Here is a 26,958-nt window from a genome sequence, read left to right as displayed (position 1 = left end):
AATTTTAGGAGCATAACTTAAGTATGAATTGTCTATTAACCGGTGGGACGGGAATTGTTGGAAGTCACATAGTTTTTGAATGGTTGAAAAAAGCTATTATTGATAAAACTGTAAATCATCTTTTTGTAATTATTAGAGCTAATGAAAAAACTGCGCAACAGCGGCTAATAGCTATATTACAAGACAAATCACGTCCAGCATTCTTAGATGACTTTGATCTCAAAGACTGCTTGAAAAAAATTACAGTAATCTCTAACGATCTCTCTTCTATTACTTCAAGCACATTAAAAAAGTATCATTTTGATACCGTAATACATTGTGCTGGCTCTACAAGCTTATTACATACTAGTGATACCAAAAGTAAAGTACATACCCAAAATTACCTTGTTACCAAGCAACTTTTAGAACATTTACCCGAATATGTTAACCGCTTCATATATATAAGTACAGCATACTCTTTTGGTATTCAAGACAAAAAAGTAAATGATTCTATAGAACAGTATGATGTGACTCATTTTAGAAACCCATATGAGCAGTCTAAATATGAAAGCGAACGTTATGTAAAAGAAATTTGCTTATCAAAAAATATCAAATCCCAAATACTTAGACCCAGTATTATATGTGGGCGTTTAATTGATCGGCCATTTTATGAAACTCCTAAGTTTGATGTGTTTTATTCCTGGCCTATTTTCCTTGATAAATATGCTCAAAATTTTATTGACAACTTTAGAATTTGGATTGATAAAAAAAGTGGCTTAAATATTGTACCAGTAGATTTTGTTTCTAAGGCTGTACTATACGCTTTTTTAAACCCTGATATTAAAGAGCTTAACATTGTTAACCCGAAACAAATTTTACACAAAAACTATGTCGGTGATGTTTTAGAAGCCTTTAATATAAAGACTTATGAATATACTGAAGAGAAACCCAAAAACATGAATGTTTTTGAGCAACTGTACTATAAAAGTATTGGTGGGCTCTTTGAAAAATATGTCTCTATACCAGACTTACAATTTCAACCAGATCTTATTCTTCAGCTAATAGATCAATTACAATTAGACACAAATTTGGGTGTTCACGAAAACTTTATGAACTTAATTAATTTTTCAGTCGATAAAAAATTCAAAAAAAGCTACTAATTTAATACAAGGCTTTAATAAACCTAATCGTTTCCAAATTAAAGGTTTCAGGTTGCTCTACATTAACAACATGACCACAATTTTCTACAACAAATAAAGAAGACTGCATATGTTTCGTTACCACATTTTTAATTGATGGCAAAAATAAATGATCTTCTTCTCCCATAACATAAAGTGTTGGGATTTTAATGTCTTTAGCTCTAAAAAAACGTAATAACGGATTAATTTCAGATGTTAATTTAAACCAACGTACAAACTCCTTTTGATATAATTTCTTAGCTTCATTTACAAAAAGTAACCGCGAGTGTTTATGATTTTTCTTAGGCATTATTATAAAAGCAAAAAACTTATATAATAACATGTATGGAACTACCGATTTAAAAACAACTCCCAGTCGCATTAAAACCTGAGATCTAAGGTTTAGTTTCATTATAGCGCCTCCCATAATCATACTCGCCACACGTTCAGGATATTTTTCTGCTAGATTTCTAATTAAAATAGTACCTAAAGAAATCCCTACAAAATGAGATTTTCTAATATTTAGGTGATCAATTACTTCTACAATGTCATTAGTAATAGAATCGAAAGTATATTTTGTATTAAAAGCGTCTTTTAATATTGGTTTACTATTTCCATGTCCTCGCAAATCTAAAACTAGAACATTAAATTCTGCCCCAAAACTTCTTATTTGCTTAAACCAAATAGAAGAACTCCCTCCTGCTCCATGGACAAATGTGACCCATTGTTTAGAGGTTTTATGTAAATAAACATTGTGATTTAACAATTGATAGAATATTAGTTTATGAAGCTAAAGTACGACATTTCATTATTATACAAACGCTTTTAATTCATCAATCACATAATCCACCTCTGTTTTAGTGTTATACTTACTAAATGAGAAACGCAAAGAGGGCTTTTGTAAATCTTCATCATTTAAAATTTGTGATAACACATGAGACCCCTTTAAACTTCCACTTTGGCAGGCACTCCCTTTTGAACAAGCAATTCCTTTTAAATCCAATTGAAACAATAATATCATCGCTTTATCGGCTGGAATAGGCAAACATGCATTTAAAACCGTATAACTGCTAGCATTCAAATCTGCTGAAGCCCCATTAAAACGTACTTCTGGAAAGGCTTTTTTTAAGGCTTCAATAAAATATGTTTTAATACCTTTAATATATGTTGTATCGGTATCTAGGTTTTGATATGATAATTTAAAAGCTTCTTCTAATCCTACTATGTTATGTACAGATTCTGTTCCTGCTCGCACTCCTCTTTCTTGCTCTCCACCAAAAATTAATGGTTTTAAGCCAGAGTTTTTTCTTATAAAAGCAAAACCAACACCTTTAGGGCCGTGGAATTTATGAGCACTCACTGCTAAAAAATCAATTGGAATCTCTTGTAAGTCGAGTTCATAATGCCCAACAGACTGCACTGTATCACTATGAAATAGCGCATTATTTGCTTTACATAACTTAGCAACACGTTTAATGTCTAATATATTTCCGATCTCATTGTTTACATGCATTAAGCTTACTAATGTTTTTTTGCCTTGCTCTTTCAATAAAGCTTCTAAATGTGCATAATTAACATGTCCAAAACCATCTAAATCTACATAATCTACCGCTATATCATAATCTTGTTCTAGCTGGTTTACCGTATGCAGTACAGCATGGTGCTCTATCCGAGAAGTAATTATTCTTGTAACATTAAGGTCTCTAACCGCACTATGCAACACCATATTATCAGCCTCTGTTCCTCCAGAGGTAAAAATAATCTCTGAGGCTGAAACATTAAGATGTTTAGCCACTGTTTTTCTTGCACTTTCAACTAAAGCTTTCGAGGAACGCCCATAACCATGTGTAGATGAAGGGTTTCCATAACATTCTTTCATTGCCTGTGTCATTTTTAAAATAACCGCCTCGCTCAACTGCGTAGTTGCTGCACTATCAAAATATACCGTTTTCATAACGCAAAAATAGCCGAAATAAAATTAATTACAATATGCTTCGGTATAATTTGACAATTCTATTATTTTTGTATGATTAATATAAATACTTATGCATAAAATATATTCTGTTTTAATTCTTTTTATTGTCTTATCATCTTGTGACGATGGTGATATTATTACTACCGAACTTGAATTTGATGATACTTTTAATGTTTGTGGAGAATTAGTTGTTTATAAAACAAAAGCAGAACCTAGTGAGTCCCTTTCATTACAAATTACAACATCGCCACCAACGACTATAGCTAGTTTTTTTGAAACTATTCCCAACCCTTCAAACCCATTACTTGAAGATTTATTAATTACCTCTAAAACTTTTGAGTCTAGTACTAATGTCTTTAATTATAGAGTCTATGATAATGACCCTACAACGATAAATGTATTTTGTACAGATGTTCCACCATCTGGCATTAATATTTCTCAAGATTATAATTCTGATGAAGTTACTGCCGAATTCACAATGACTCTAGAAGAAGATGATAACGATGGTATTCCTGCTGAGTTTGAAGATAATAATGGAGATGGTGATAATAACCCCGCAACGAATCCTACAGATACAGATGGTGATGGTTTACCCGATTACCTAGATGATGATGATGATGGTGATAATGTAAAAACTGCAACTGAAAACCCCAACTACACGATTGAAGATGGTCTAGCAAATGCACAGGATTCAGATAATGATGGTACCCCCGATTATTTAGATAATGATGATGATGATGATGATGTTTTAACACGAGATGAGGAAAACAATTCTATAGATCAAAATCCAACAAATGATATTACAGACAATACTGTTGGTCCCGATTATTTAAATGATCAAATCCAGAACACTACTCCTGCTACAGCTTTTAGAGCACACAGCATTACCCAAACCTTTTCCTTACGATTAATTTTATTAAATATCAATCTAAGTATTCTAACTCAAGACGTAATGGATTTTGGAACGTTAGATGGAGAAAATCCATTAACTAGTAAAACGCGAAATGTAACCCCTCCTTTTAATTAAAAACCATTAGGAGGTTATCTTGTTTTGATATATATAAACTTCGGTTGCCCCTAGCCCATATTTTTTATAATCTGCGTCATAAAACTTTATGCTATCATATCTTGAAAAGAGGTATTCTAGTTCTAGCTTTAGAGTTCCTTCGCCTACGCCATGAATAAATACTATTTTTTGAATTTTCTTTTTCATCGCAAATTCCAGCTTATGCTTAGCGGTATCTAACTGCAATGTTTTCTTTTCATGACTAGACAAGCCGCGTTGCGATTTAACCAGTTGATCAATATGTAAATCCACCTCCATTGTAGGTAGGTACCGCTCCTTACGTTTTGTTTTAACAGCATTTCGTCGCTTTCCAGATTCTTTTTCTGAAATAGCTTGACTTACACTTGTATTAGAAAATATTTTATTTTTAAAAGGATCCCTGTCTTCTTTCACAATATCTGAAGCATCAAAGGCAAGTTCAAAGCCATCATCATCTTCAATTGTTACGGCATGTTTCTCAATCTTAGTTATAACGCCCGATAAGTCTTCATCTAAAACAAATACCCGATCTCCTACTTTAAATACCATAAGTTATTATTCTTCTTTTTCTTCTTCAATAAAAGTATCTTTTTTATTCTGCTTACTAGGAATTGTACTTGATAGTCTATATATCCCTAACATTAATAGCACAATACCTATAATTAGTATATATACATTTTGCTGTGCTTCGGCATTGGCATAAGCAGCGATTATACCGCCAACGATTATCAATAAATAATTTAAATTTTTAATGGTATATATGTCTTTTAAGTTACTTAGTTACAAATTTAAACATAAAAAACTATTTTTTGTTTTACATTTTTATAGAGTTTAGTTCTTAAATTTTTAATTTAATCAAAGCTTCTAGTCTATTTTACAACAAAACCTACTCAAAAACGAGTATCTTATTCCTCAAAACAACCTACAATAAGCTACTAAACAGAAGTTTAATTGATTCAATTCTAAGCGTTTTCTTTATTATTTTTTATATATATTTGTTATCCCTATTTAATTAAATCAGAGTTATGAAAAAAACCTACATTCAAATTTTTATTCTTCTTTTTCTTTTTAGTACTACTTATGCGCAACTCAGCATTAGGAATAACAATTACATCTTTGTAAAAGACCAAGTAATCTATGTTGAAGACGATATTAATTTAGTTGAAGCTGATGCTACAATATATTTAAGGGAGGAAGCACAATTAGTGCAAGGTTCGAGTAGTACGGGAAACTCTGGTTTAGGAAAATTAAGCGTATATCAAACTGGTACTGTAGACAATTTTGCTTATAACTATTGGGCCTCACCAGTAGGAAATGTAACCTCAAACACAACGGCTAATACACCTTTTGTTCCTGACCAAAATATCTATGGTGTTACGGGATTAACAAATAGTAATACAGCGACTTTTATTGGGGGACATAATGGTGTGGCGACGCCATTACAAATAGCAAAATTTTGGCTTTATAAGTATAGTAATCCAGGAACAGGATATAGTGATTGGCAATATGTAGGATCTAGTAATGATGTTTCTTCTGGTTATGGATATTCGATGAAGGGTTCTACAGGTTCATTAGCTCAGTTATACGATTTTAGAGGCAAACCAAACACAGGCGATATTTTTACAGCTGTATTAGCTAACGAATACACTCTAGTAGGAAATCCATACCCATCGGCTTTAGATGCTGTAAACTATATTCATGACCCTGTTAACGCAAATTCCATTACAGGAACTTTATATTTTTGGGAACAGGATCTTACGGCTGCAACACATATCTTAGCCGATTATGTTGGTGGTTACGCAACCTACACAATTAGTGCAGATGGATTAGTAGAATCGTTTGTTCCGGCTGTTTTTCATACGGTAAACCCTGATGGAACTAATGGATCTGACATAGGTACAACGACGAGTGGCAAAACAATGCACAGATACATTCCTATTGCGCAAGGTTTTATGATAGAAGGCGCTACAAATGGTAATGCCGTAACTAGAAATAAACACAGAGCTTTTTACAAACAGTCTGGTGTAAATAGTGAATTCTTTAGAACAGCAGATGCTTCTTCTAATGATTTAACAGGAGGTATTGGCACTATAAACGAACTCAATTATAATGAGTTAGGCTTTCAAATTCTTGATTCAGAATACAAACGCTTTAGGTTAAATGTTAATTTTAACCAACACCATACAAGACAATTGCTTCATAATTTTCATGACGCTGCAACAGATGGCTTTGATTATGGATTGGAATCTAACAACTCAGAACCTAACGCAGCAGATGCTTATTTTATATTAGACGACACCCCCTATATAACACAAGCTCATGCCTATAATGAGGATTTAAAAATCCCATTAGTTATTGTTCTTGATGCGCCTATGCCTGTTTCTATTAGAGCTTTTGATGTACAAAATTTTGAGGCTTCTCAATCCATTTATATACATGATATAGAAACAGACATATACTATGACTTAACCGTTCAAGACTTTTATATTAACTTAGCTCCTGGAGAATATAAAGAAAGGTTTGAAATTACATTCAAAAATAATAGTGAAACCTTGGCTGTTTCTGAATTTGATACAAATGAATTTACCGTTTTTCAAAACAATACAGTTTCACAATTAACAATTAAAAACCCTAATACTTTAAACATAAAATCTGTAACATTATATGATGCCTTAGGTAAGCGTGTTTTAAATGCAGTTAATTTAAACCCTGCTACACATTATGAGTTTCCTACAAAAAATTTAAGTAGCGGGCTCTATGTTGTAACTGTAACGCTTGACAGTAAAGACGCACTAAGCAAAAAAATTATAGTTTCTAATTAATATAACGTAAGTTAATTCTATTCTATTTATAAAAAAGTTGATGTTTGAAAAAACTTCAACTTTTTTATTGTAAGATTTTTTATACATTTACTAAAATTATAATACAAATGTTCCTTCAAGAAGACTACATGCTGCCTTGTTTAAACAAGAAATTGTTAGGTTTTGAATGTATGGGCTGCGGTATACAACGCGCTTTAAGTCTTTTATTTCATGGAGAGTTTGTTGCGGCTTTTAAAATGTATCCAGCAGTTTATACATTAGTCCCGTTAGCTATAATAATAGGGATTTCTTTTTTTTATAAATTTAAAAACTACAACACAGTTATTAACCGACTAGCCATACTATCTGTACTTATAATTATTATTAGCTTTATAATCAAAAAAATCAACTAAACTTAATTACACATTATGAAAAAACGACTCAATCCAACTTTAACTTATGTATTATCAATTATAGGAATACTATGCTGCTGCATTGGTGGTTCTGGAGTATTTTTAGCTGCCCCTGCATACTTTATGGCTAATAGCAAAATTAAAGATGCGCAATTAAATCCAGATGATTATGAAGGAGATATAAACGCAATGAATACTGCCAAAATGATAGCTTTGGTTGTTACAATAATTAATGTGCTATGTGTACTATGGACCATATATAAAATAGCCACTGGAGATTGGGATGAATTTCAAAGAGCCTTTCAAGAAGGGATGGAACAAGCACAACAGCAACAATAACTTGTAACTAATTTTTAAAAAAAATTATGTAAAACAACCACAAAGATCAAATAGTTACTTGGCATTATAAGTACTATTTTATATTGCCTTCCTTTAGTTATTGTAAGTATAGTATATGCTACCAAAGTTAACAGTGCTTATGAAGACAAAAATTATGAACTCGCAGAAAAATCTTCTAAAAATGCTAAAACTTGGAGATTAGTTTCAATAGGACTAGGCGTGCTAGGTCTTCTTATTTATATAATCTTTATAGGGTTTGCTGTAATTGCAAATGTTTAGATTTATAAATAAACATTTATTTATATTAGCAGTGATAGTATGTATAGTTATACTATCACTGTATTTTTTTACGACCCTTCGCACTATTCCTTTTCCCGCAATGTTTATTTTTTAAAACAACGCGCCTGCATTGTCCTGGTTGCTGTACTCAAAGAGCTATACTTAAATTATTATCAGGCCATAATAAGTAGCTTAAACCATTTTTATCCAAAAAGAATTCATAACATGCTTCATAGAGCTATAGTCACCAAGGCGATATTCCTAGTTGTAATTTTATTTAGGGTATTAGGAAATATCAATCATTACCCCTTTATTATTCTAGCACCGTAATAACAGTACTAAAATAAAATAGACATTACAACTTAAAATAAAAAAACAAACCCCTTAAAATCTAAGGGGTTTTATTATTATATAAACTCTAAACTCACAAAAATAATAGCATAATAAAAAGCTCTTATTTTGCTTGTTTATTTAGTATAACACTAACTAATAATTCATTAAAAGCTCTTTATATTCTTTTAAATCAGAGATATTTAATTTGTTTTTCAAATTCTTAGTAAGTGATATTACATATTTAAGGCTCTCTACAGGAGAGGTTGTTTCATCTCCATCAATAGCCGCATCTTCTACATCATCTATAGGCTCATCGCCAAGAACTGGAATAAGAAATGAATTGTGTGTTTCTATGTGCTCATAGGTTAGTCTTAGTACTTTTACAGCTAAAGGTACTTGTGCTTCTAAAACATAGGTTCTTAATGCTTTAATGTCATCGATTACTGTCTCTGTATTGATACCTGTTTCATCAAGGTCTACCAGAATTTTGTCGGCTAATTTTATTGCTTCTTTATTTTCCAAAGGGATCAGATTATGTAAATAATTAACTTTTTTCAATTGCAAATTTAAATTTTTAGAAATCAATTATGGGTACTTTTTTACAATTTTGTTTATTTAATTTTATCTATTTCAATAATCCTTTTTTATTCTAAATAATATGATTAATAATTATAAAAAAAGCTCCTCATATTTTTGAGAAGCTTTTTTATTTATTTAAGAATTCCTCCTTTTAAGAGGATCATTTTTTATAAAAACAAATTTTATTCGAATTCCTTTAATGTTTTCACTATAATTGAAACACAATCTAGTAATTCGGCTTTAGTCATTACTAAAGGTGGTGCGAAACGTATAATATTACCGTGGGTTGGTTTAGCTAATAACCCATTATCGCGAAGTGCCATACAGATATTCCATGCGGTATCACTTTCTTCTGTATCGTTTATTAAAATAGCATTTAATAGGCCTTTTCCTCTTACGGCATTCACTATAGGACTTGTTTCTACAAATTTAGAAATTTCACTTCTAAACAACTCTCCTAATTCTTGAGCATTTTGAGCTAAATGCTCTTCTTTAACAACTTCTAATGCTGCAATTGCCACAGCCGCTGCAATTGGGTTTCCGCCATAAGTACTACCGTGGTTTCCAGGTTTAATAACTTTCATAATATTATCATTTGCCAATACAGCCGATACCGGATAAGCACCTCCAGATAAAGCTTTACCTAAAATAAGGATATCTGCTTTTATATCTTCATGGTCTATAGCCAACAAACGTCCTGTTCTGGCAATCCCTGTTTGTACTTCGTCTGCAATGAATAATACATTATATTTTTCACATAAAGCTCTTGCTTTAGCTAAATATCCTTCAGAAGGCACATAAACCCCAGCTTCACCTTGAATAGGTTCAACTAAAAATCCTGCTATGTTTTTATTACTTTTAAGCGCCTCTTCTAAAGCGTCTAGATTATCGTACTCAATTTTAATAAATCCTGAAGTATAAGGTCCAAAGTTCTTACGAGCGATAGGGTCATTTGAAAAAGAAATAATAGTAGTCGTTCTCCCATGAAAATTATTTTCACAAACAATAATCTCTGCTTCATTTTCGTTAATTCCCTTAACTTCATATGCCCATTTTCGACATAATTTTAATGCCGTTTCAACAGCTTCTGCCCCCGTATTCATAGGCAAAAGTTTATCATAACCAAAATAACGCGTTGCAAATTGCTCGTATTGTCCTAATACGTCATTATAAAAAGCTCTGGAAGTTAAACTTAATTGTTTCGCTTGACGAACCATGGCATCAACAATTTTAGGGTGACAATGTCCCTGGTTCACAGCCGAATAAGCCGATAAAAAATCATAATACTTTTTTCCTTCTACGTCCCAAACATAAACCCCTTCTCCTTTACTTAATACTACAGGAAGTGGGTGGTAATTGTGAGCGCCATACTTGTTTTCTAAATCTATCGCTTGTTGCGATGTTAAATGTTCTAAAACAGCCATTTTAATTAAATTTTAAATGTGGATAAAATAACCATTCCTACTGTACCTTTATCCTTTCGAAGAATCGAAAATTCAGCGTGGGAGAGAAATCATCCCTAGAGTCCGCAAATTACTAAATAATAAGTAGGCTTTAAAATATTTAGGAACACATTTTACTTTAACTAAACCTTAAATGTACCATATATAACGTCAGGTTTCTACATTGTGAATGTACTAATACCATTAATGCGTATTAAAAAATAAGATGTTGAAATAGCTTTTAGTGCAAATGACCTTTACCTATATAATATATAAAAACGATTGCCTTATTGTATATACCGCTATACTTATAAAGCGTTTAATATGTTAAACAACAGTATTTAAAAGAAGATTATTAAAGATAATTCAAATTACTTACCGTTTATTTATTGCTATTATTATTTTTGCACTTATGTCAAGAAGAAACAAGAGAAAACAAATTTTTACAAACGTAGAAGTTGTAGACGCAGGTGCAAAAGGAAAAACAATTGCAAAAGCTGAAGATGGTAAAGTTATTTTCCTGCCTAATGCGGTCCCAGGTGATGTTGTAGATGTGCAAACCTTTAAAAAGCGAAAAGCTTATTATGAAGGTAAAGCCATCGCATTTCATAAACTATCGAATAAACGCACAAGCCCTGCTTGCGAGCATTTTGGCACTTGTGGTGGTTGTAAATGGCAGGATATGGGCTATGAACACCAATTATTCTATAAAGAAAAAGAAGTTACCAATAATTTAACACGCATTGGACATATAGAGCTCCCGGAGGTAACTCCAATATTAGGAGCTTCAAATCAGTATTTTTATAGAAATAAAATGGAATTTTCATTTAGCGATTCTCGCTGGTTGACAATTGAAGAAGTACAATCTGATGAAGATCTTGGAGATAGAAATGCTTTAGGCTTTCATATTCCTGGTATGTGGGATAAAATCTTAGATGTAAAAAAATGCCACCTTCAAGCAGATCCTTCAAATGCCATAAGAAATGCTGTTAAGACTTTTGCTATTGAAAATGAATTAGATTTTTTTAATACACGCAATCAAACAGGATTATTGCGCACGATGATGATTCGTACATCCTCTACAGGTGACATTATGGTAATGATTCAATTTTTTAAAGAAGACAAGAAAAAACGAGAATTGCTCTTAGACTTTCTTGCTGAAACATTTCCACAAATCACTTCTTTACAATATGTCATTAACGAAAAAGCAAATGATACTATATATGATCAAGATGTGATTTGCTACAGAGGACAAGATCATATTTTTGAAGAAATGGAAGGTTTAAAATTCAAAATAAATGCGAAATCTTTTTACCAAACCAATTCGGAACAGGCCTATGAATTATACAAATTAACTCGCGATTTTGCAGGTTTAAAAGGCAGTGAATTAGTATACGATCTCTATACAGGAACCGGAACTATAGCCCAGTTTGTCTCTAAACAAGCAAAGAAAGTTGTTGGTGTAGAATCGGTACCAGATGCCATAAAAGCAGCCAAAGAAAACGCACAATTAAATAACGTTAATAATGTTGACTTTTATGTTGGAGACATGAAAAACGTTTTCAATCAAAGTTTTATAGAAACGCATGGGCAGCCAGATGTTATTATTACAGATCCCCCAAGAGACGGTATGCATAAAGATGTAGTACAACAAATATTAAATGTGGCGCCAAAAAAAGTAGTTTACGTAAGCTGTAATAGTGCTACTCAAGCAAGGGATTTAGCGCTAATGGATGCAACTTACAAAGTCACAAGAACCCAAGCGGTAGACATGTTTCCACAAACTCACCACGTTGAAAACATTGTATTACTAGAATTAAGATAGGTCACAAACTATAAAAATACGACTCTAATATTATTGTATTTATTATGCATTGTTAACTTCTTTTTTGCCCTCTACTGAACCATACATAAGGAATAAAATGTTAATCAAATTTAGAGGTACTCTAAAAAGAGCGAGCTACAGACGCTAATGCCATATACATCCATAGTATTTAATTCGTAATGTAATGCTGTTTTTTTTAAAGAAAATAAATGCTTGAAACAAAAAATACTCTTCAAAAATAATTTTGAAGAGTATTTTTAAAATATTTACTTTCCTGAAATAGCTTCAATTAAGATATTTAAAAAAAGTGACTAATCAACTTTCTTTCCTGTTGGAGTAAAATCAAATCCAGCAGATTGATACGAACAAAACACACCCACCTTCTATTTTACGGACGCGTAATTGTAAAAACATATTAGCTTACCAAAGCTTCTAAAAGATTATTTCTTTACGAATTAATTTATCAACTCAAAAAAACAATTCTATTAAACAGGAATAAAAGGTTAAACAAGAAAGGTTCTGTAGACTTGATAAAATGAAAAGACAATAAAAAAATAGTACAAAAAAAGTATTAAAGTTGAAAACAAGTGAAAAGACACGTCTTTAATTAACGTTATAAAACACTTGCCTCTTTTTTTTACAAACAGTAACGGAAACTAATTTTTAGACTTAAAAAAAAGCTATTGAAACTATAAAAAAGACCTTTGGAAAGTAATTTATAGAACCGTATTTTTGAAAATCTTTAATTAAAAACCTCATAGAAGCAAACCATAATCTATAATTTAGATCCCAATGCAGTGTAAAGTCTAAATCTTTAATGGATCCAAACTAACCTTCTTAACAAACAAGATTTTAACACTAAAAACATATTTACAACAGTATAATAATATTAAAAAAATCATGAATATTACATTAGAACAAGCAGAAAAAGCTATTGTAGCAGCAAAACAAAAAGCTATAGCAATAGATACAAAAATGAATATTGCCATTGTTGATGCTGGAGCAAACCTAGTCGCATTTGCTAGAATGGATGGTGCTTGGTTAGGCTCACTAGATATCTCAATTAAAAAAGCTAAAACAGCACGCTATTTTGATATGAATACTGGTACTATTGGAGAATTATCGCAACCAGGTCAACCTTTATTTAATATAGAACACTCAAATAATGGATTGATTACTTTTCCTGGTGGAGTCCCTATTAAAAATGCATCAGGTGAAATTATTGGTGCGATTGGAGTTAGTGGAAGTTCGGTTGAAAACGACCATACTGTTGCTGAAGCTGGTGCATCGACCATCTAATAATAGATAAGATTGCTTGATCTCTCATTTTTTGTGAGGGTCAAATTCTTTATTTTCAAAAGCAAAAAAAAGAATCATAGACACCTAAACTAAAACATAGAGTCCTCTTCTTAAAAACCATTTCAAAACGCCTTTCTTAAGGCGTTTTCCTTTTTTACTAATATAATCTAAAGAAAATAGTTAATACTAAAATCCGTATGTCGACCCCACAAGCGATATCCAAACAAATCTATTTCACCTTTACTAAGGTTACAGAGGATTAAAAAAGTAGCAAAAAAAAGAATTAATCTATACAACAACATAAGATTACACTTACCTTTAAACTATTAAATACAAAATCTAAGTTATCCGCTTAATGCAATTTTAACCTGTAGATGTTTCTGAATTAAATAGCTCATGAAAACCAAATTACATATATTCAAAATTGTTGCCAAACAGTTAAGTTTCACTAAAGCTGCAGAACAATTATATCTATCTCAGCCCGCAATATCCAAAACCATTAAAAATTTGGAGCACGATTTTAAAACCACCCTATTTATAAGAAAAAGAAACGCGATTGAATTAACAACAGAAGGAAAATCATTTCTTACCTATACCAATAGAATATTAGCGATTTATGCTGAAATGGACGAGAAATTCCTACATAAAAAAGACGCCTTTCCAGAAATTATTAATTTTGGAGCAAGCACAACTTTATCCAACTATATTATTCCCAAAGTAATTGCAAAATTTAGAGTACAATTTCCACAAACAAAATTTAATGTAATTAGTAATAATTCTGAAAATATTGAAAATTTAATTTTAAATGAAGAGATCGATTTTGCAATTACAGAAGGAAGTAGTAAAAATCCCAAATTACAATTTGAAAAATTCATCAAGGATGAAATTGTTCTTGTCACGAATATAAATAATAACACCTATAAAAAAGGCAGTATTGATATAGAAACCTTACAAAAAATTCCAATGGTTGATCGTGAAAAAGGCTCTGGCACGAAAGTAATAATAGAGACCTTTTTATTAAAACATAAAGTTAAAAAACTTAACGCTGTCGTGTTTTTTAATAGTACTGAAGCTATTAAAAATTATTTATACAATTCAGACCATTATGCACTACTTTCGTTACATTCTGTATCTGATGATTTGATAAATAACAAACTCAAAATAATAGACATTAAAGATTTAAGTATTGAAAGATGGTTTTATTTTATAAACAGAACAGGATACCTCTCCAATACCTTTGAATATTTCAAAAAATTCATTCGTCACAATTATAACTTTTAGTTATCCAACATAACTAATTAATTTACTTAAAGGTTATTAATATGATTTACTTTTATATCAAATAATACGTAATGATATGAAAGATAATATCTCAAAAACAGTTTACTTTCTTATAAGTACAATTGCGCTTTTAGGATTTATAAACAGCCCAACAGCATTAATCCTAGGTTTTCTATATACTCTTTTTTTTAACAATTCATTTAAAAGTTATAGTCACAAAGCCATTCATTATTTTCTAAAAATTTCGGTCGTAGGATTGGGTTTCGGAATGTATATAAACGAAACATTAAACACCAGTAAAGCAGGTTTAAGCTTAACTATTTATTCTATACTATTAACGGTAGGCATAGGTCTACTATTAACGAAGTTTTTAAAAATGAATTTAAAACTAGGGCACTTAATCACCTCAGGAACTGCGATTTGCGGCGGTAGTGCAATTGCTGCCATTTCACCAATTATAAAGGCTAAAAGTAAAACAATAAGTATTGCTTTAGCTGTTGTGTTTCTCTTAAATTCTATTGCACTATTTGTGTTTCCAGCTGTTGGGCATTTTCTACAGTTAACTCAGGAACAGTTTGGTTTATGGTGCGCAATAGCAATACACGATACGAGTTCTGTTATTGGAGCGTCATTGGATTACGGCGAAGAAGCATTACGAATAGCTACAACAGTAAAATTATCAAGAATGTTATGGATTATCCCTTTATCCATTTTTTCGATGTTTCTTTTTAAAACAAAAGGCAAAAAAATTAAAATCCCATATTTTATTATTCTATTTATTCTCGCTATTATCATAAATAGTTACCATCTTTTACCAGAGACAACTACCAATATTATTGTTTTAATATCTAAACGCTTACTAATACTAACTCTATTTCTTGTAGGCTCTACTATTTCTACAAAAGACTTGAAAACGACAGGAATAAAACCGATAGTTTTAGCGCTTTCGCTATGGCTATTTATTTCAATATTTTCATTAGCCTATATCTTAATCTAAATCCAATATACTGATTTTAAAAATTTAAGATAAACACATGCCTATTCTCATATTAATCTTAATATAGCAACTACTATTTTAAACACTAAACATAAATCAAGTAAAATATCTCCTATCTCTTCTCCAGAAGACTATAAAAAACATAGAGCGTATTACAACTTAATAGCATCACAAACTATAATTAATTATACAATAAAAGTAACTGTAATTTTTAAAAAAAAATTTATTTTTTGCCTTACAAATAGTAATGAAAACACTTACTCTTTTTAGCCTTTAAACTACTTTCTTTGCAGTGAATAAATTATTAAGTAATTGTAGTGAATAAATTTTAGGGAATTTATTCTAACACTTAAAAAAACACCTGAACAATAGTAAGGTGTTTTTTTTATTTATATTATTTTCAAGAACCTTACCCAAGCCTGTAAGACTGTTTATTTTTTTCGTCTATAGTAATGATTAATAATTTTCCCAAATCCATTATTAGTTAAAATTAGCCGTAAGTTATTACTTACAGCTTTTAGTATTATTCCTTCTTCAATATACTTTTAAAAAACATTTTTCAAATTTTATAACTATAAAAGATTACACTTATCTTTAAGTTTTTAAGCTTCTTATTTATTAAATTATTTTTTGAAACCTATCTTATTATAAAACCAATCACTATGAATCAATTATACTATGTATTCAGAACTATTCTTTTAATTACTAGTTGTAAAAAAACAGGAGATAAACATTGAAAATATTAAATTTAAAACAAGTTATTAATTTTTATTAATCAGTTTTATTTAGATCTTATGGAAAAAAAACAAACCAAACAAATACTAAGAATAGTATTTATAATAACAAGTATATCCTCATTATGGTTTGTACCATGGGTTTTAGTTAAAGCTTGGGTTTTACCACTCCCTAATACAATTCAAGAACAAGTCAATGAAGTGATTGATTACGGATTTGATGGAATGATTCTTTATATAGATAAGGCTGGGAAACCACCTTTATCTTATGTCAGCGGATGGAAAGATCGTAATAAAAAAATACCTGCCGATCCAAAGGCTTTATTTAAAATTGCAAGTATTAGTAAACTATACGTTGCTGTTTCTATAGCTAAGCTTGTAAAAAGCAAGCGCTTATCTTTAGACCACACCCTTAGTAATTATCTTCCGGAACTCAGCGATAGAATAGAAAATGCCGAAAAAATAACTTTAAAATTACTGGTACAGCATCGAAGCGGGATTCCTAATTTCACCAACCATCCTAACTTTTGGGAAGACGAACAAAAACACAATAAAAAAGCGCTTGATTTTGCGCTTGATTTACCAGCTAATTTTGAACCAGATAAAGGCTATGAATACTCAAATACCAATTATTTATTACTTCGTCTTATTATGGATAAAATACTAGGTTATAACCATCAGGACTATATTAAAGAAGAAATATTAATTCCACTACAATTAAACAACACTTTTTTTTCACTTAAAGAAGTCAATCTAGACAATGTTATGAGTGGCTATTATGTTGGCCTTGAAACAGATTTCAAAACCAATGAAAATGGTATGCTGGCAACGGCTGAAGATGTGGGAATATTCTTAAGAGCTTTAAACGATGGGACTGTATTTAATACTGGAGAAAAAGAAATCTACACTTCTATCTATGTATATGAGCATGGTGGCTTAGTTCCTGGATACCAAAGCCTAGCCGAGTACCACAAAGACATAGATACTGTCGTTGTTCAATTTATGAATACAACTAATTTTGATGGGTATGAATGGAATTTATCGGAGATAATAATAAATCGTATTGTCAAAATATTGAAAAAAGAACATCATGCTAATAAATAGCTTTACTAATTCTTATATGTAAAACCCCCTGTCTTTAAGTTTTTTTCACCATTATATTTAAACCTAAATTGTGCTGATTAAAATGAGAAAAAACTCATAGTCTCTTATTTTTCTAATACAAATGCTACTACATATATTAATTATCAATAAAAATCATATTTATAATGAACATTAACGAGTTAAAACTTCAAAAAGTAAATCTAACGGATCTAAATAAATTGCAACACATTAGCAAACAAACCTATAAAAAAGCCTTCGCTTCAGGAAATAGTGCTAAAAACATGCAATCGTATCTAAACTACGCTTTTAATAAAGAAAAACTTACCTATGAAATTACAGAAAAGCTTTCAACTTTTTATGTTGCTATTGTAAACAATGAAACTGTTGGATATATAAAAAAAACATAGAGCAGGCACAAACTGATATAAAAATAATAATGCAATAGAGTTAGAAAAATATTATGTTTTAGACGTCTTTTAAGGCAAAGGAATAGGAAAAAAACTACTTCTGAATGTTATAAAATTAGCTAAAAGCTTAAAAAAATATTAAAGTTACTTTTTTACTCTTAAAAACAGAGTAAAATTAAATGCTCCTAAGAGCAATTAATCTAATTGATTTATTTTTAAATATTCTAGCCTACATACAATACTTAAAAATCTAATAAAAAAGCATTATTATAACATAAATAATTATTTAGAACGAATACAAATAATTATTTTTGTATTAGAAATACAATACAATTATGATTACATACGAAACAACAGCTGAAGCGGCTGTTAAAATAATCAAATCAGGAGATCGTGTTTTTATTCATACTGCTGCTGCTGCTCCAGCTAGATTAATAGAAGCTATGACTAACAGACACTCGGAGTTGGAAAATGTAGAAATTATTTCTGCTCATACAGAAGGTCCTGTCCCTTATGCCAGTGAGAAGTATAAGAATAATTTTAAAATCAATTGTTTTTTTGTTGGACACAACATAAGGCGTTATGTACAAAATGGTAGAGCCCATTACATCCCTATTTTCCTTAGTGAGATTCCAAATTTGTTTAGGCGTGGAAAAATGCCCATTGATGTAGCATTAGTTACTGTTTCAAAACCCAATGCTAAAGGGTATTGCTCTTTAGGCTGTTCGGTAGATATCTCAAATGCAGCAATAGATACTGCAAGATATGTTATAGCTCAAGTTAATCCTAACATGCCTTTTGTACATGGAAACGGGATCATTCACATCAATAAAATACATGCGTATATACCGGTTGACGATCCTTTATTTGAAATAAAAAGTAAACCTATTACTGAAACAGAAAAAAGCATAGGTAAACACATTGCGGGTTTGGTAGAAGATGGTGCAACTTTACAAATGGGTATTGGCGGAATTCCTAATGCCGCACTTTCGTATCTTAACAATCATAAAAACCTAGGAGTTCATACAGAAATGTGTTCTGATGGCATAATAGACCTTGTAGAAAAAGGCATTATAAATGGTAGTAAAAAAGTTACAGACCCAGGAAAAATAGTTTCTGGTTTTGCCTTTGGCACAAAAAAGATATATAATTTCATAGATAAGAATCCTATTGTAAACATGAATGATGTAGGCTATGTTAATGATACCAGAACAATACGTCAGAATCCTAAAGTAACCGCCATAAATAGTGCCATTGAAATTGATTTATATGGTCAAGTCTGCGCCGATTCTATAGGTACAAAACACTACTCAGGCGTAGGTGGCCAAATGGATTTTATTCGTGGCGCGACGCTCTCTGAAGGAGGTAAAGCTATTTTAGCCCTACCCTCAAGAACAAATAAAGGAATTCCACGTATTGTACCTAGTCTTAAAAAAGGAGCTTCAGTGGTAACAACAAGAGCACACGTGCAATATATTGTAACGGAATATGGAATAGCCTCGCTTTATGCAAAAAACTTAAAAGAACGTGCCAAACAAATGATCGCTATAGCGCATCCAGAAGATCGAGAATTTTTATGCAAGACTGTATACGAAGATTCAAAAATTTCAATTTAATAAGCATTTAAACAAACCCCTTAAAAAGGCATTAAATTATTTTAAAATATTTAATGCCTTTTTCTATTTTTACGCCTTAACTCCTTTAGTCTCTTTTTAATTCCCACGCGCTATTAGAAACATATAGTATCCATTTTATTTTTCAATTAAAACCAATTATTTCATTAATAATTAGTCTTTTCTCTTATTCGTTATTAATACTTTTTAAAACACTAAACAACAACTTAAAATATTATTATTTTTATAATATTTTAACATTAAACAAAATACATTATTATTTTTTATCAGAAAAATCGTATTTTTCTATTAGAAAACTATTTTTGTTGTCTGGTAATGTTTTTATAATTTAAGTATACTAGTTGCTCTAATTTTAATTATCCAACTCAAAGTAAGTGATAAAACACCCCTCGATAGGTCATAGAATAGCATTGTAAAGTACAATAGTTATAGGAATTACTAATGCAAATTTTAACCTATCTAGAACTACTTCCTTTAAGTTAAATACTGTTTTATTCAGTTATTATCGTATTCAAAGAAAACAATATAGTCTTCCTTATTTTAATACAATCTTAATATAAAAACTTTATGAAATATATAACTAGTATCGCACTAACATTATGTGTAATCACACTCATGATATCATGTTCAAATGAAGAACCCTTTCATATAGAGCATAAGATTTCTAAAAAAACTTTTAATCAACTTTTAAATGAAGATATTCCGGATGGAGTTAGCAATTTAAGTATAAAAGAGGTAAAAAATGACATTACTTCAAAAGATTTAGTAGAAGTAAACTGCGTGGATCAAGAAGTAAGTTTTGACAAAACAGACTCCGATTTTTTCTTAATAAACCCCAATGGAAGTCTTCTTTGGCCAGGAAATATAGTAGGGTTAAGAACAATACAAGAAGGCGCTCCTGCTTCCGTTCCTTATTATGGAGAAAATAGGAATGCTATAGAAATTGGATTGGATGTCATTTCAGGAACTTCTGCGTCCACCTCTACTATTGTTACGTCTCCTACTCCTGGAACAGTTAGAGATGAGTTAAATGGCATTTTAAATAACTATTATGACTCTGGTGCTTCTTTTCCTGCGGCATTTGAGGTTTCTATAGAACGCATTTACAATGCTAGTGATTTACAATTTGCCTTAAACGCAGGGTACTCAGGTTATGGAGTAACAATTGCTGGCGAATTAGGCATTAATTTTAACGAGCAAAAAACACGTTATGTTGTGACTTTAAAACAACGCTTTTTCACAGCTCACGTTACACCAAAAGCTGGCTTAATAGGACATAACGGTTGGTTTAATGCCTCTGTAACTCCTAATGATTTGAGTAATTATATAACCGACTACCAAAATGTACCTAATGATGTAGCTAATCCATCTGGTTATATTGAATCGGTTACCTACGGTAGATTGTTTACACTTATATACGAATCCAACGAAAGCGCTAGAGATGTATCTGCTGCAATAAATTTTGCCTACAAAGGTACCATTGGAGATATTAATGCCGATACCTCAATAAAATACAACCAAACTTTAAATAGCGCTACTGTTAAAGTTAAGCAAATTGGAGGGAACGCACAAGCTGGCATTATTGCGGGTTTACAAGCGATGGCAGGAAACTTAGATGCTATTGGTGATTTTCTAACAAATGGTGCCGACGTCTCTAGTACAAATCCTGGCTACCCTATTTCTTATAAAGCAAATTATGTATCTAACAATAGCCCTTTTAAGGTGACCAGTAATGTTTCTTATACACAACGGAATTGTGATTTAGTATCCAGAAGAACTGTACGATTTAACCCACTAACTGTGCTAACAAACTATTACTCATACGATCATGGTACTTCAGGAATGGAATTATACGGTTTTTTTAAAGTACAAAAGTTTAATAACCCTACAAATAGCTGGTATGATGTAACATCTCCTATTAGTTGGGGATATAATTATGAACATACTGTATTAGATTTATATGGTTTTGGAAACTTCTATGTTATTCGTAATGGAAGTCAATTTAGAGATTTTGAAGTCGATCAATTCAATGGCTCTCGTTTTAGGGTCGTATCTATCGTTGGAGAATGTGATTCTTCGTGTATTATTAGATCGGGAGAAGATGGGACTTCTGCTGTTATTTACGAATATAATGCACAAAGAGAACAATGGTTAGGTTATGGAGACAGTCAATCTGAAACCCCAATACCCAATACAAACAACGCTAGTAATCCGCATGAATTTTGGAATGCTGTAGATGGCTACTATTATGGTGGTAAAAGCCCTTTAAGTCTTTATTATAGTATTTATTTTATAGACTAAAAGTAAAAAATGTTTTAAAAAACAACCTGAGCAATAGCTGTATTGTTCAGGTTGTTTTTATTTATAGTCTTTAATTATCATAACTAATATTTTAGGATTTCCTCGCCAAAAAATGTAAGAAAATCAACTATTTATATAAAACAAACCCTTTCAATGAACTACCTCGAGGCAGAGCCTCGGGGAATTCTATCGATTAAAACAATTTTGGATAAGATTTCATTTCCTTCAAATAAAATAATGCTTCCTAAATCTTTAACTTCAGCATTAGATAATGTTATATTAATTTCTTTGGTTTTAAATCCTAAATAAGAAATAACAAGAGTTGCGTCTCCGGCTAATACATTTGTAATTTCAAACGCACCATTTTCATTAGATTGCACTCCTAAAGTTGTATTTTTAATATATACATTAACTCCTTGGCAAGGTGATCTCGGCATTATCGACTATTTTTCCCTTAACACGTCCTTGTTGAGCAAAAGACAGAGTGCTAAATAACACTAACGTTAAGATACTTAATAATTGGGTTTTCATTTTATTTTAAAATTAGTTTACGAGTTGCAGTAAAACTTCCTGATTTAAACACTAGCACGTAAATCCCCTTATTTAAATTGGATAGAGTTAATGTTTTGGAGCTAATATTTAAATTTTTATCTTGAATTTCCTCGTATACTTTCTCCCCTAAAATAGAGTAGATTGTTATTTTATTTGTATTAGAATTTAATGCCTTAGTGTTATACATTAAATGGATTGTTTTATTTATAGATGATGGATTAGGATAAACACCAAAAGACATTTGTGGAGACATTGTATTGACACTTAATGTCTGATTTGAAGCCTTGTCTGATAAAACAAAAGCTGTATCTATGGCACTAACAGACCAATAATAATTAGCCGTTACTAAGTTTTTAATAGTCCAAGAATTACCATACACTTTATATGATGCGATTTCAGAGCCATTTTCTAATGTTCCCACAGTTAATAAGTAATGGAGTCCATTACTTGGTGTAAGGTCGTCTGTAGCAGTATCCCAAGAAAAAGTAATGGAGTTATCTGCATTTATTTGGCTTGATAAATTGGTTGGTGCTTCTGGTTTTATATTAATTGTAGCAATAGTGTTTTGGTGTAAAATGGTTTGTGATGCATAATTAGAATCGTCAAAAAAACCAGAAATAAGTAAATCTAAATCATTGTCATTATCATAGTCTGACCAAAACAAACTTGCACTTCCACCTAGATTTACCAAGCCTTCATTTACTTTTGAAAAAATATTATTCTCATTTTTATACAAATGAGTAATATCGTTATAATCTTCATCTGTTCCAGAAATGACTAAATCCAAATCCCCATCATTATCATAATCGCCCCATCCCATTGGGTTTGTCCCACTCGAATTATCGATTCCTGTTAACGCTGTTAATTCTGAAAAACGCCCAGAATCGTTTGTATAGATTTTTGCAGCATAATCATCATTAGTATCATCTCCCATTATAGCAAAATCTAGATCGCCATCATTATCATAATCCCCTAGAGTAAACCATCCCAAGTACATTCCAGGTAAGGTCTGCTCTTCAACAAAAACAGTTCCGTTATTAAAGAACGTTTTTAATACATAGGAATCATTATCATCTAATCCCATTATTAAAAGATCTAAATCGCCATCGGTATCGAAATCGGCAAACTGAGCGTTCCCATTTTGAACGCCAGGCAATACCATATTTATATTTGTAAAAGTTCCATTATCATTATTATAAATCTGTGTTATCTTAGAAGCTCCTGTATTAGATTGGTATGCCCCTGTTACCAATAAATCTAAATCGCCATCATTATCATAATCGCCATAATCTAGCGAACCGTAAACCGTGCCTTCTAATTGCTGTTTTACAGAAAATGTTCCATTTATATTTTCATAAACAGTAAGGTAATAGTTAGTTATATTGCTGTAATTCTGCCCAGATGAAATTAAATCTAAGTCGTTATCATTATCGATATCCATAAATTTAACACTCCCCAAATGAAGTCCATATATATCAGGAGTATGTAATACTGTTAACTCGCCATTGTTATTATTATATATTATAATACGACTTGTATCTGCTGAATGATCTCCTGAAGTATCCACAGCTCCTGATATAACAAGGTCTTTATCGCCATCGCTATCATAATCCCCCCAATCTATTGAAGGGTAAAAAAAATCATCAATAATAGTTGGTTCTGGTGTAAATAGCTGTCCATATGTAGTATTAACAAATAGGATAAACAGCAATAATAATTTTATTATTTTCATAATACATTTTTAAATGCTACTAAAAAAGGGAGCTTTGAGGCTCCCTTTTTTAATTAAAGATTAGTTAAGAATTATTTTTTTTGTGGTTACGTAATCCCCTGATTTAAATTGCAAAAGGTAAACACCATTTCTTAAAGATGATAAATCAAGTGTTTTGTTATAAAACCCTGATTGGTTGTTTACTTTTGACTCAAACACTTTTTGACCTGTAGTAGAATATATTAAAACTTCATTCTGATTAGCGTTTAATTTGTTTACATCATAAACTAGGTTTATTTTTTTTGTGGTTGATGGATTTGGATAAATTCCAAAAGAGACATTCTCTGAAACTTTTTGAATACTCAAACTATTTGTTACATCTTCAAATTTAAATGTTAAATCGCCAGATCCGCTTCCTATAAACTCTGTAAAATATAATCTATAAATAGTTCCATCTGTATATTTAACATAAAAGGCTTTGTTAGAATCAACAGAAAAGCCCGCTCCGGTGAACGCCTTCCAATCGTAACCAATAGTATTGATATCTGTAGCATAAGTTAAGTTCGGGTTTGCTAGCATTCCATCTGGCTCATCGTTTTCTGCGATTTCAACTTCATCATTATGCAACACCCCTGTAACAAGGTATTGTGTGTCTGGAGGGATTACGGTATAATATCGTGTAAATTTTAAATCCCAATCTGCAATGGCTGGTTCTGCAATAACTTCTGCATTATTTTGTAATGAATAGTAGTTATATTTATGGTTTGGGTTACTCGTATTCGCGACTGTTACTGTTTGATCTGCACTCCAAGCAGCGCCATCCCATGTACTGTATTTAAAAGTATAACCTCCTGAATAGTTCTCGTTTATAAATTTCTTATAAGTACCATCTGCATATTTAAGTACAAAAATAACCGTTCCGTTTACGGTATGCGTAACAACATTATACTCTCCCCAACCATAGGTAGCAGAACCATTAGAAAAAGCCCCTTCATCCCAGACAGTATCGCTATTATAAAGTTTTGTCCATGTAGCTTCATTAGCAACAGCGATAGTATTCCAATTAGCAATATCATTAGAGGCTTCAAAAACCTCAATACCTGCGCCAGCATTAACGCGAATGGCTTGACTAAAAGCGCTCACTCTTAAAAAAGCAATATCCCATGAATTGGCCGCAAAAGTAGTTTCTGTTTGCGTGCTAAGTTTATAGAAAACTTGATTGGTGTAACCAGCTCCCATACTTGTATTTACTGTTGTTTCTTGAGCCCCAACAAAGTTTAGGCTTAACAACAATGCGAATAAAAATTGTAATTTTGTGTTCATTGTAATTTATTTAAAAATTTATTGTAAAAGTTTGTACTCGAATTCAGGATAACCACGTTCTCCGTTACTATTGGTTAATCCCTTAAATTTTATTTTATATATATTATCATCGACATCTTTTAAAATGTAAAAACGATCTGTATACACTGCTCCGCCATCAAATACACTTCTCCAACTAGCGCCTATTATAGTTTGGTCCTGTGAAAAATGAGATTCGATAACATTTAACAATGAAAACTCCTCGTAAATAAAATCGGTAGTATCCACCTTATAAGCTAAGACGTCTCCTTTTCTGTTATGAAAAACAAAATCAGAAAACCCATAACTCCCACTTCCATCTATTATATTAGTGAAAATAGAAAAACAGAGGTCCCATTTTTTCTTTTGAGGTTCTACATCAACTAACGTGTTTGTATTAAAACTAAAATGGTTAAAATTATAATCGGTGTTTTTAGGTATTGTAATTTCCTCATGAGAGGTCGCATTTAAATCGGCATATTGCAATATGTAATTATTCCCCGCTCTTAAAATTCTAATTTTTTTCCATCCTCTTGCTGCTCCTGCAATCGCAATACTTCCTATAGTAGGTGTCGTGGTTCCCACTTCATAACCGAGATTTAGGAGGTATACTGGATTTTCATTATTATTCTCTGAAATTTCGCCAATAGCAGTTTCTAAAATACTTCCATTGGGGGCGTCGATATAAGACACATTAATTGGGTCGAAAGTGCCAATAGCCACAAGAGGTTGCATATTTTCAACATCAGCTTCTGTTACGGCATCTATAGTTGTTGTAGACAAAGCTTTAGCTGCCATATAAATAGAACCATTTATTGCGACTCTAAATTCATCGCCGCCATAAAACCCTAGATCCCAAGAATCTCTTTGAATAGGGGTTGTTTTTTGACTGCTTAAGTCTACAAACACTTGATTCCCTTCATTAGGACCACCAACTTCAGCATTTATGCTTCCGCCCAACGATGCAGATGCATTAATTAAAAAGTTCGTATTGCCTTGAATGTTAGCATTATTATAATTTATACCTGTAATGGTAAATTTAACTTCAGCAGTTTCATCAAAAACAGTATTAAATTTCTTGAATTGTATTGTGTTTTGAACTTCTCCATCTACAATAGTAAGTTCAATCGTGTTATTTATTATTTCTGGAACCGTACTAAAATCCGTACCATAAGTCATTTCTTTAGGATCTACCCGAATTGTAACACTTCCATTTTGAATCGCTTTTTCAGAATATACCAGTGTAATTGTTTCTTCATTTTCAATATCCATTAAATTCTTGGATAAGTTTTTAAAAGCAACAACAAAAGCATCTTGTTCTAGGCTATCATCCTTACTACATGCGCTAAATAAAAATGTTATAGTACATAACATTAAAACTAAAAAATTAAAATATGGTGTTTTCATAT

Annotated in this window: 24 protein-coding genes; 14 read left to right on the top strand and 10 right to left on the bottom strand. The window is 31.4% G+C overall.

Annotated elements, in window-relative coordinates; translation table 11 throughout:
- Positions 1-23: 23 nt before the first annotated feature.
- Entirely contained in the window at positions 24-1,139 is a 1,116-nt protein-coding gene (locus AC2D8I_RS00555) for an SDR family oxidoreductase (protein ID WP_484704032.1), read from the top strand.
- Position 1,140: 1 nt separating this feature from the next.
- Here AC2D8I_RS00555 and AC2D8I_RS00550 read toward each other — a convergent pair whose 3' ends face one another.
- Complete coding sequence (locus AC2D8I_RS00550) at positions 1,141-1,923, bottom strand: alpha/beta fold hydrolase (protein ID WP_484704031.1); 783 nt, start codon at positions 1,921-1,923, stop codon at positions 1,141-1,143.
- Between the two features lie 45 nt (positions 1,924-1,968).
- Complete coding sequence (locus tag AC2D8I_RS00545) at positions 1,969-3,111, bottom strand: cysteine desulfurase family protein (protein ID WP_484704030.1); 1,143 nt, start codon at positions 3,109-3,111, stop codon at positions 1,969-1,971.
- A 91-nt stretch (positions 3,112-3,202) separates the two neighbouring features.
- Between AC2D8I_RS00545 and AC2D8I_RS00540 the strand changes: the two genes are divergently transcribed.
- Positions 3,203-4,159 (top strand): hypothetical protein, encoded by a 957-nt coding sequence (locus AC2D8I_RS00540; RefSeq protein ID WP_484704029.1) that lies wholly within the window; start codon positions 3,203-3,205, stop codon positions 4,157-4,159.
- 6 nt (positions 4,160-4,165) lie between these two features.
- On the opposite strand, the gene AC2D8I_RS00535 is transcribed toward AC2D8I_RS00540, so the two are convergent.
- Together AC2D8I_RS00535 and AC2D8I_RS00530 are read right to left on the bottom strand one after the other, a co-directional pair.
- Positions 4,166-4,726, bottom strand: coding sequence for a Smr/MutS family protein (locus tag AC2D8I_RS00535; protein WP_484704028.1), 561 nt, complete (start codon positions 4,724-4,726; stop codon positions 4,166-4,168).
- A 6-nt stretch (positions 4,727-4,732) separates the two neighbouring features.
- Complete coding sequence (locus AC2D8I_RS00530; protein WP_484704027.1) at positions 4,733-4,909, bottom strand: hypothetical protein; 177 nt, start codon at positions 4,907-4,909, stop codon at positions 4,733-4,735.
- 293 nt (positions 4,910-5,202) lie between these two features.
- Between AC2D8I_RS00530 and AC2D8I_RS00525 the strand changes: the two genes are divergently transcribed.
- The 4 genes from AC2D8I_RS00525 to AC2D8I_RS00510 all read left to right on the top strand — a co-directional run bounded on the left by AC2D8I_RS00525 (position 5,203) and on the right by AC2D8I_RS00510 (position 8,009).
- The gene (locus AC2D8I_RS00525; protein ID WP_484704026.1) at positions 5,203-6,999 is read left to right on the top strand and encodes a T9SS type A sorting domain-containing protein; all 1,797 of its coding nucleotides are present in this window, start codon (positions 5,203-5,205) and stop codon (positions 6,997-6,999) included.
- Positions 7,000-7,106: 107 nt separating this feature from the next.
- Entirely contained in the window at positions 7,107-7,391 is a 285-nt protein-coding gene (locus AC2D8I_RS00520) for a DUF2752 domain-containing protein (protein WP_484704025.1), read from the top strand.
- 15 nt (positions 7,392-7,406) lie between these two features.
- Positions 7,407-7,730, top strand: a complete 324-nt coding sequence (locus AC2D8I_RS00515; protein WP_484704024.1) for a CCC motif membrane protein — start codon at positions 7,407-7,409, stop codon at positions 7,728-7,730.
- A 63-nt stretch (positions 7,731-7,793) separates the two neighbouring features.
- Entirely contained in the window at positions 7,794-8,009 is a 216-nt protein-coding gene (locus AC2D8I_RS00510; RefSeq protein ID WP_484704212.1) for a CD225/dispanin family protein, read from the top strand.
- A gap of 486 nt (positions 8,010-8,495) precedes the next feature.
- Here AC2D8I_RS00510 and AC2D8I_RS00505 read toward each other — a convergent pair whose 3' ends face one another.
- Positions 8,496-8,864 carry a hypothetical protein gene (locus tag AC2D8I_RS00505; RefSeq protein WP_484704023.1) on the bottom strand — a complete coding sequence of 123 codons (369 nt, stop codon included), beginning with the start codon at positions 8,862-8,864 and terminating at the stop codon, positions 8,496-8,498.
- A 239-nt stretch (positions 8,865-9,103) separates the two neighbouring features.
- Positions 9,104-10,345 (bottom strand): ornithine--oxo-acid transaminase, encoded by a 1,242-nt coding sequence (gene rocD, locus AC2D8I_RS00500; protein WP_484704022.1) that lies wholly within the window; start codon positions 10,343-10,345, stop codon positions 9,104-9,106.
- Positions 10,346-10,775: 430 nt separating this feature from the next.
- Here rocD and rlmD point away from each other — a divergent pair, with 430 nt between their 5' ends.
- From rlmD to AC2D8I_RS00460, 8 genes are all read left to right on the top strand, one after another.
- Positions 10,776-12,188 (top strand): 23S rRNA (uracil(1939)-C(5))-methyltransferase RlmD, encoded by a 1,413-nt coding sequence (rlmD, locus tag AC2D8I_RS00495; RefSeq protein WP_484704021.1) that lies wholly within the window; start codon positions 10,776-10,778, stop codon positions 12,186-12,188.
- A 900-nt stretch (positions 12,189-13,088) separates the two neighbouring features.
- A complete protein-coding gene (locus AC2D8I_RS00490) occupies positions 13,089-13,487 on the top strand; it encodes a GlcG/HbpS family heme-binding protein (RefSeq protein ID WP_484704020.1) in 399 nt (132 codons plus the stop codon).
- A gap of 396 nt (positions 13,488-13,883) precedes the next feature.
- Positions 13,884-14,768, top strand: coding sequence for a LysR substrate-binding domain-containing protein (locus tag AC2D8I_RS00485; RefSeq protein ID WP_484704019.1), 885 nt, complete (start codon positions 13,884-13,886; stop codon positions 14,766-14,768).
- Between the two features lie 76 nt (positions 14,769-14,844).
- Positions 14,845-15,765: a YeiH family protein gene (locus AC2D8I_RS00480; protein WP_484704018.1), complete on the top strand. Its 921-nt coding sequence runs from the start codon at positions 14,845-14,847 to the stop codon at positions 15,763-15,765.
- Between the two features lie 794 nt (positions 15,766-16,559).
- Positions 16,560-17,603: a serine hydrolase domain-containing protein gene (locus AC2D8I_RS00475; protein WP_484704017.1), complete on the top strand. Its 1,044-nt coding sequence runs from the start codon at positions 16,560-16,562 to the stop codon at positions 17,601-17,603.
- Positions 17,604-17,767: 164 nt separating this feature from the next.
- Positions 17,768-18,010: a hypothetical protein gene (locus AC2D8I_RS00470; RefSeq protein ID WP_484704016.1), complete on the top strand. Its 243-nt coding sequence runs from the start codon at positions 17,768-17,770 to the stop codon at positions 18,008-18,010.
- Between the two features lie 335 nt (positions 18,011-18,345).
- Complete coding sequence (locus tag AC2D8I_RS00465) at positions 18,346-19,626, top strand: acetyl-CoA hydrolase/transferase family protein (RefSeq protein ID WP_484704015.1); 1,281 nt, start codon at positions 18,346-18,348, stop codon at positions 19,624-19,626.
- A gap of 585 nt (positions 19,627-20,211) precedes the next feature.
- Positions 20,212-21,945 (top strand): thiol-activated cytolysin family protein, encoded by a 1,734-nt coding sequence (locus AC2D8I_RS00460; RefSeq protein WP_484704013.1) that lies wholly within the window; start codon positions 20,212-20,214, stop codon positions 21,943-21,945.
- Positions 21,946-22,103: 158 nt separating this feature from the next.
- On the opposite strand, the gene AC2D8I_RS00455 is transcribed toward AC2D8I_RS00460, so the two are convergent.
- The 4 genes from AC2D8I_RS00455 to AC2D8I_RS00440 form a co-directional block, all read right to left on the bottom strand.
- Positions 22,104-22,382, bottom strand: a complete 279-nt coding sequence (locus tag AC2D8I_RS00455) for a carboxypeptidase-like regulatory domain-containing protein (RefSeq protein WP_484704010.1) — start codon at positions 22,380-22,382, stop codon at positions 22,104-22,106.
- Positions 22,383-22,477: 95 nt separating this feature from the next.
- Complete coding sequence (locus AC2D8I_RS00450; RefSeq protein ID WP_484704007.1) at positions 22,478-24,229, bottom strand: FG-GAP-like repeat-containing protein; 1,752 nt, start codon at positions 24,227-24,229, stop codon at positions 22,478-22,480.
- A gap of 60 nt (positions 24,230-24,289) precedes the next feature.
- A complete protein-coding gene (locus tag AC2D8I_RS00445) occupies positions 24,290-25,531 on the bottom strand; it encodes a T9SS type A sorting domain-containing protein (RefSeq protein WP_484704004.1) in 1,242 nt (413 codons plus the stop codon).
- Between the two features lie 18 nt (positions 25,532-25,549).
- A complete protein-coding gene (locus AC2D8I_RS00440; RefSeq protein ID WP_484704001.1) occupies positions 25,550-26,956 on the bottom strand; it encodes an HmuY family protein in 1,407 nt (468 codons plus the stop codon).
- Between the last annotated feature and the right edge of the window lie 2 nt (positions 26,957-26,958).

The sequence above is a fragment of the Lacinutrix sp. YIN62 genome (genome assembly GCF_057219185.1).
This window is presented reverse-complemented; position numbering and strand designations above follow the sequence as displayed.

Coding starts and splice junctions, on each gene's coding strand:
- AC2D8I_RS00545 (WP_484704030.1), bottom strand. CDS start 3,111: ATGAAAACGGTATATTTTGATAGTGCAGCAACTACGCAGTTGAGCGAG.
- AC2D8I_RS00450 (WP_484704007.1), bottom strand. CDS start 24,229: ATGAAAATAATAAAATTATTATTGCTGTTTATCCTATTTGTTAATACT.
- AC2D8I_RS00540 (WP_484704029.1), top strand. CDS start 3,203: ATGCATAAAATATATTCTGTTTTAATTCTTTTTATTGTCTTATCATCT.
- AC2D8I_RS00490 (WP_484704020.1), top strand. CDS start 13,089: ATGAATATTACATTAGAACAAGCAGAAAAAGCTATTGTAGCAGCAAAA.
- AC2D8I_RS00555 (WP_484704032.1), top strand. CDS start 24: ATGAATTGTCTATTAACCGGTGGGACGGGAATTGTTGGAAGTCACATA.
- rocD (WP_484704022.1), bottom strand. CDS start 10,345: ATGGCTGTTTTAGAACATTTAACATCGCAACAAGCGATAGATTTAGAA.
- AC2D8I_RS00470 (WP_484704016.1), top strand. CDS start 17,768: ATGAACATTAACGAGTTAAAACTTCAAAAAGTAAATCTAACGGATCTA.
- AC2D8I_RS00475 (WP_484704017.1), top strand. CDS start 16,560: ATGGAAAAAAAACAAACCAAACAAATACTAAGAATAGTATTTATAATA.
- AC2D8I_RS00485 (WP_484704019.1), top strand. CDS start 13,884: ATGAAAACCAAATTACATATATTCAAAATTGTTGCCAAACAGTTAAGT.
- AC2D8I_RS00445 (WP_484704004.1), bottom strand. CDS start 25,531: ATGAACACAAAATTACAATTTTTATTCGCATTGTTGTTAAGCCTAAAC.
- AC2D8I_RS00480 (WP_484704018.1), top strand. CDS start 14,845: ATGAAAGATAATATCTCAAAAACAGTTTACTTTCTTATAAGTACAATT.
- AC2D8I_RS00440 (WP_484704001.1), bottom strand. CDS start 26,956: ATGAAAACACCATATTTTAATTTTTTAGTTTTAATGTTATGTACTATA.
- AC2D8I_RS00535 (WP_484704028.1), bottom strand. CDS start 4,726: ATGGTATTTAAAGTAGGAGATCGGGTATTTGTTTTAGATGAAGACTTA.
- AC2D8I_RS00465 (WP_484704015.1), top strand. CDS start 18,346: ATGATTACATACGAAACAACAGCTGAAGCGGCTGTTAAAATAATCAAA.
- AC2D8I_RS00515 (WP_484704024.1), top strand. CDS start 7,407: ATGAAAAAACGACTCAATCCAACTTTAACTTATGTATTATCAATTATA.
- rlmD (WP_484704021.1), top strand. CDS start 10,776: ATGTCAAGAAGAAACAAGAGAAAACAAATTTTTACAAACGTAGAAGTT.
- AC2D8I_RS00455 (WP_484704010.1), bottom strand. CDS start 22,382: ATGCCGAGATCACCTTGCCAAGGAGTTAATGTATATATTAAAAATACA.
- AC2D8I_RS00525 (WP_484704026.1), top strand. CDS start 5,203: ATGAAAAAAACCTACATTCAAATTTTTATTCTTCTTTTTCTTTTTAGT.
- AC2D8I_RS00460 (WP_484704013.1), top strand. CDS start 20,212: ATGAAATATATAACTAGTATCGCACTAACATTATGTGTAATCACACTC.
- AC2D8I_RS00520 (WP_484704025.1), top strand. CDS start 7,107: ATGTTCCTTCAAGAAGACTACATGCTGCCTTGTTTAAACAAGAAATTG.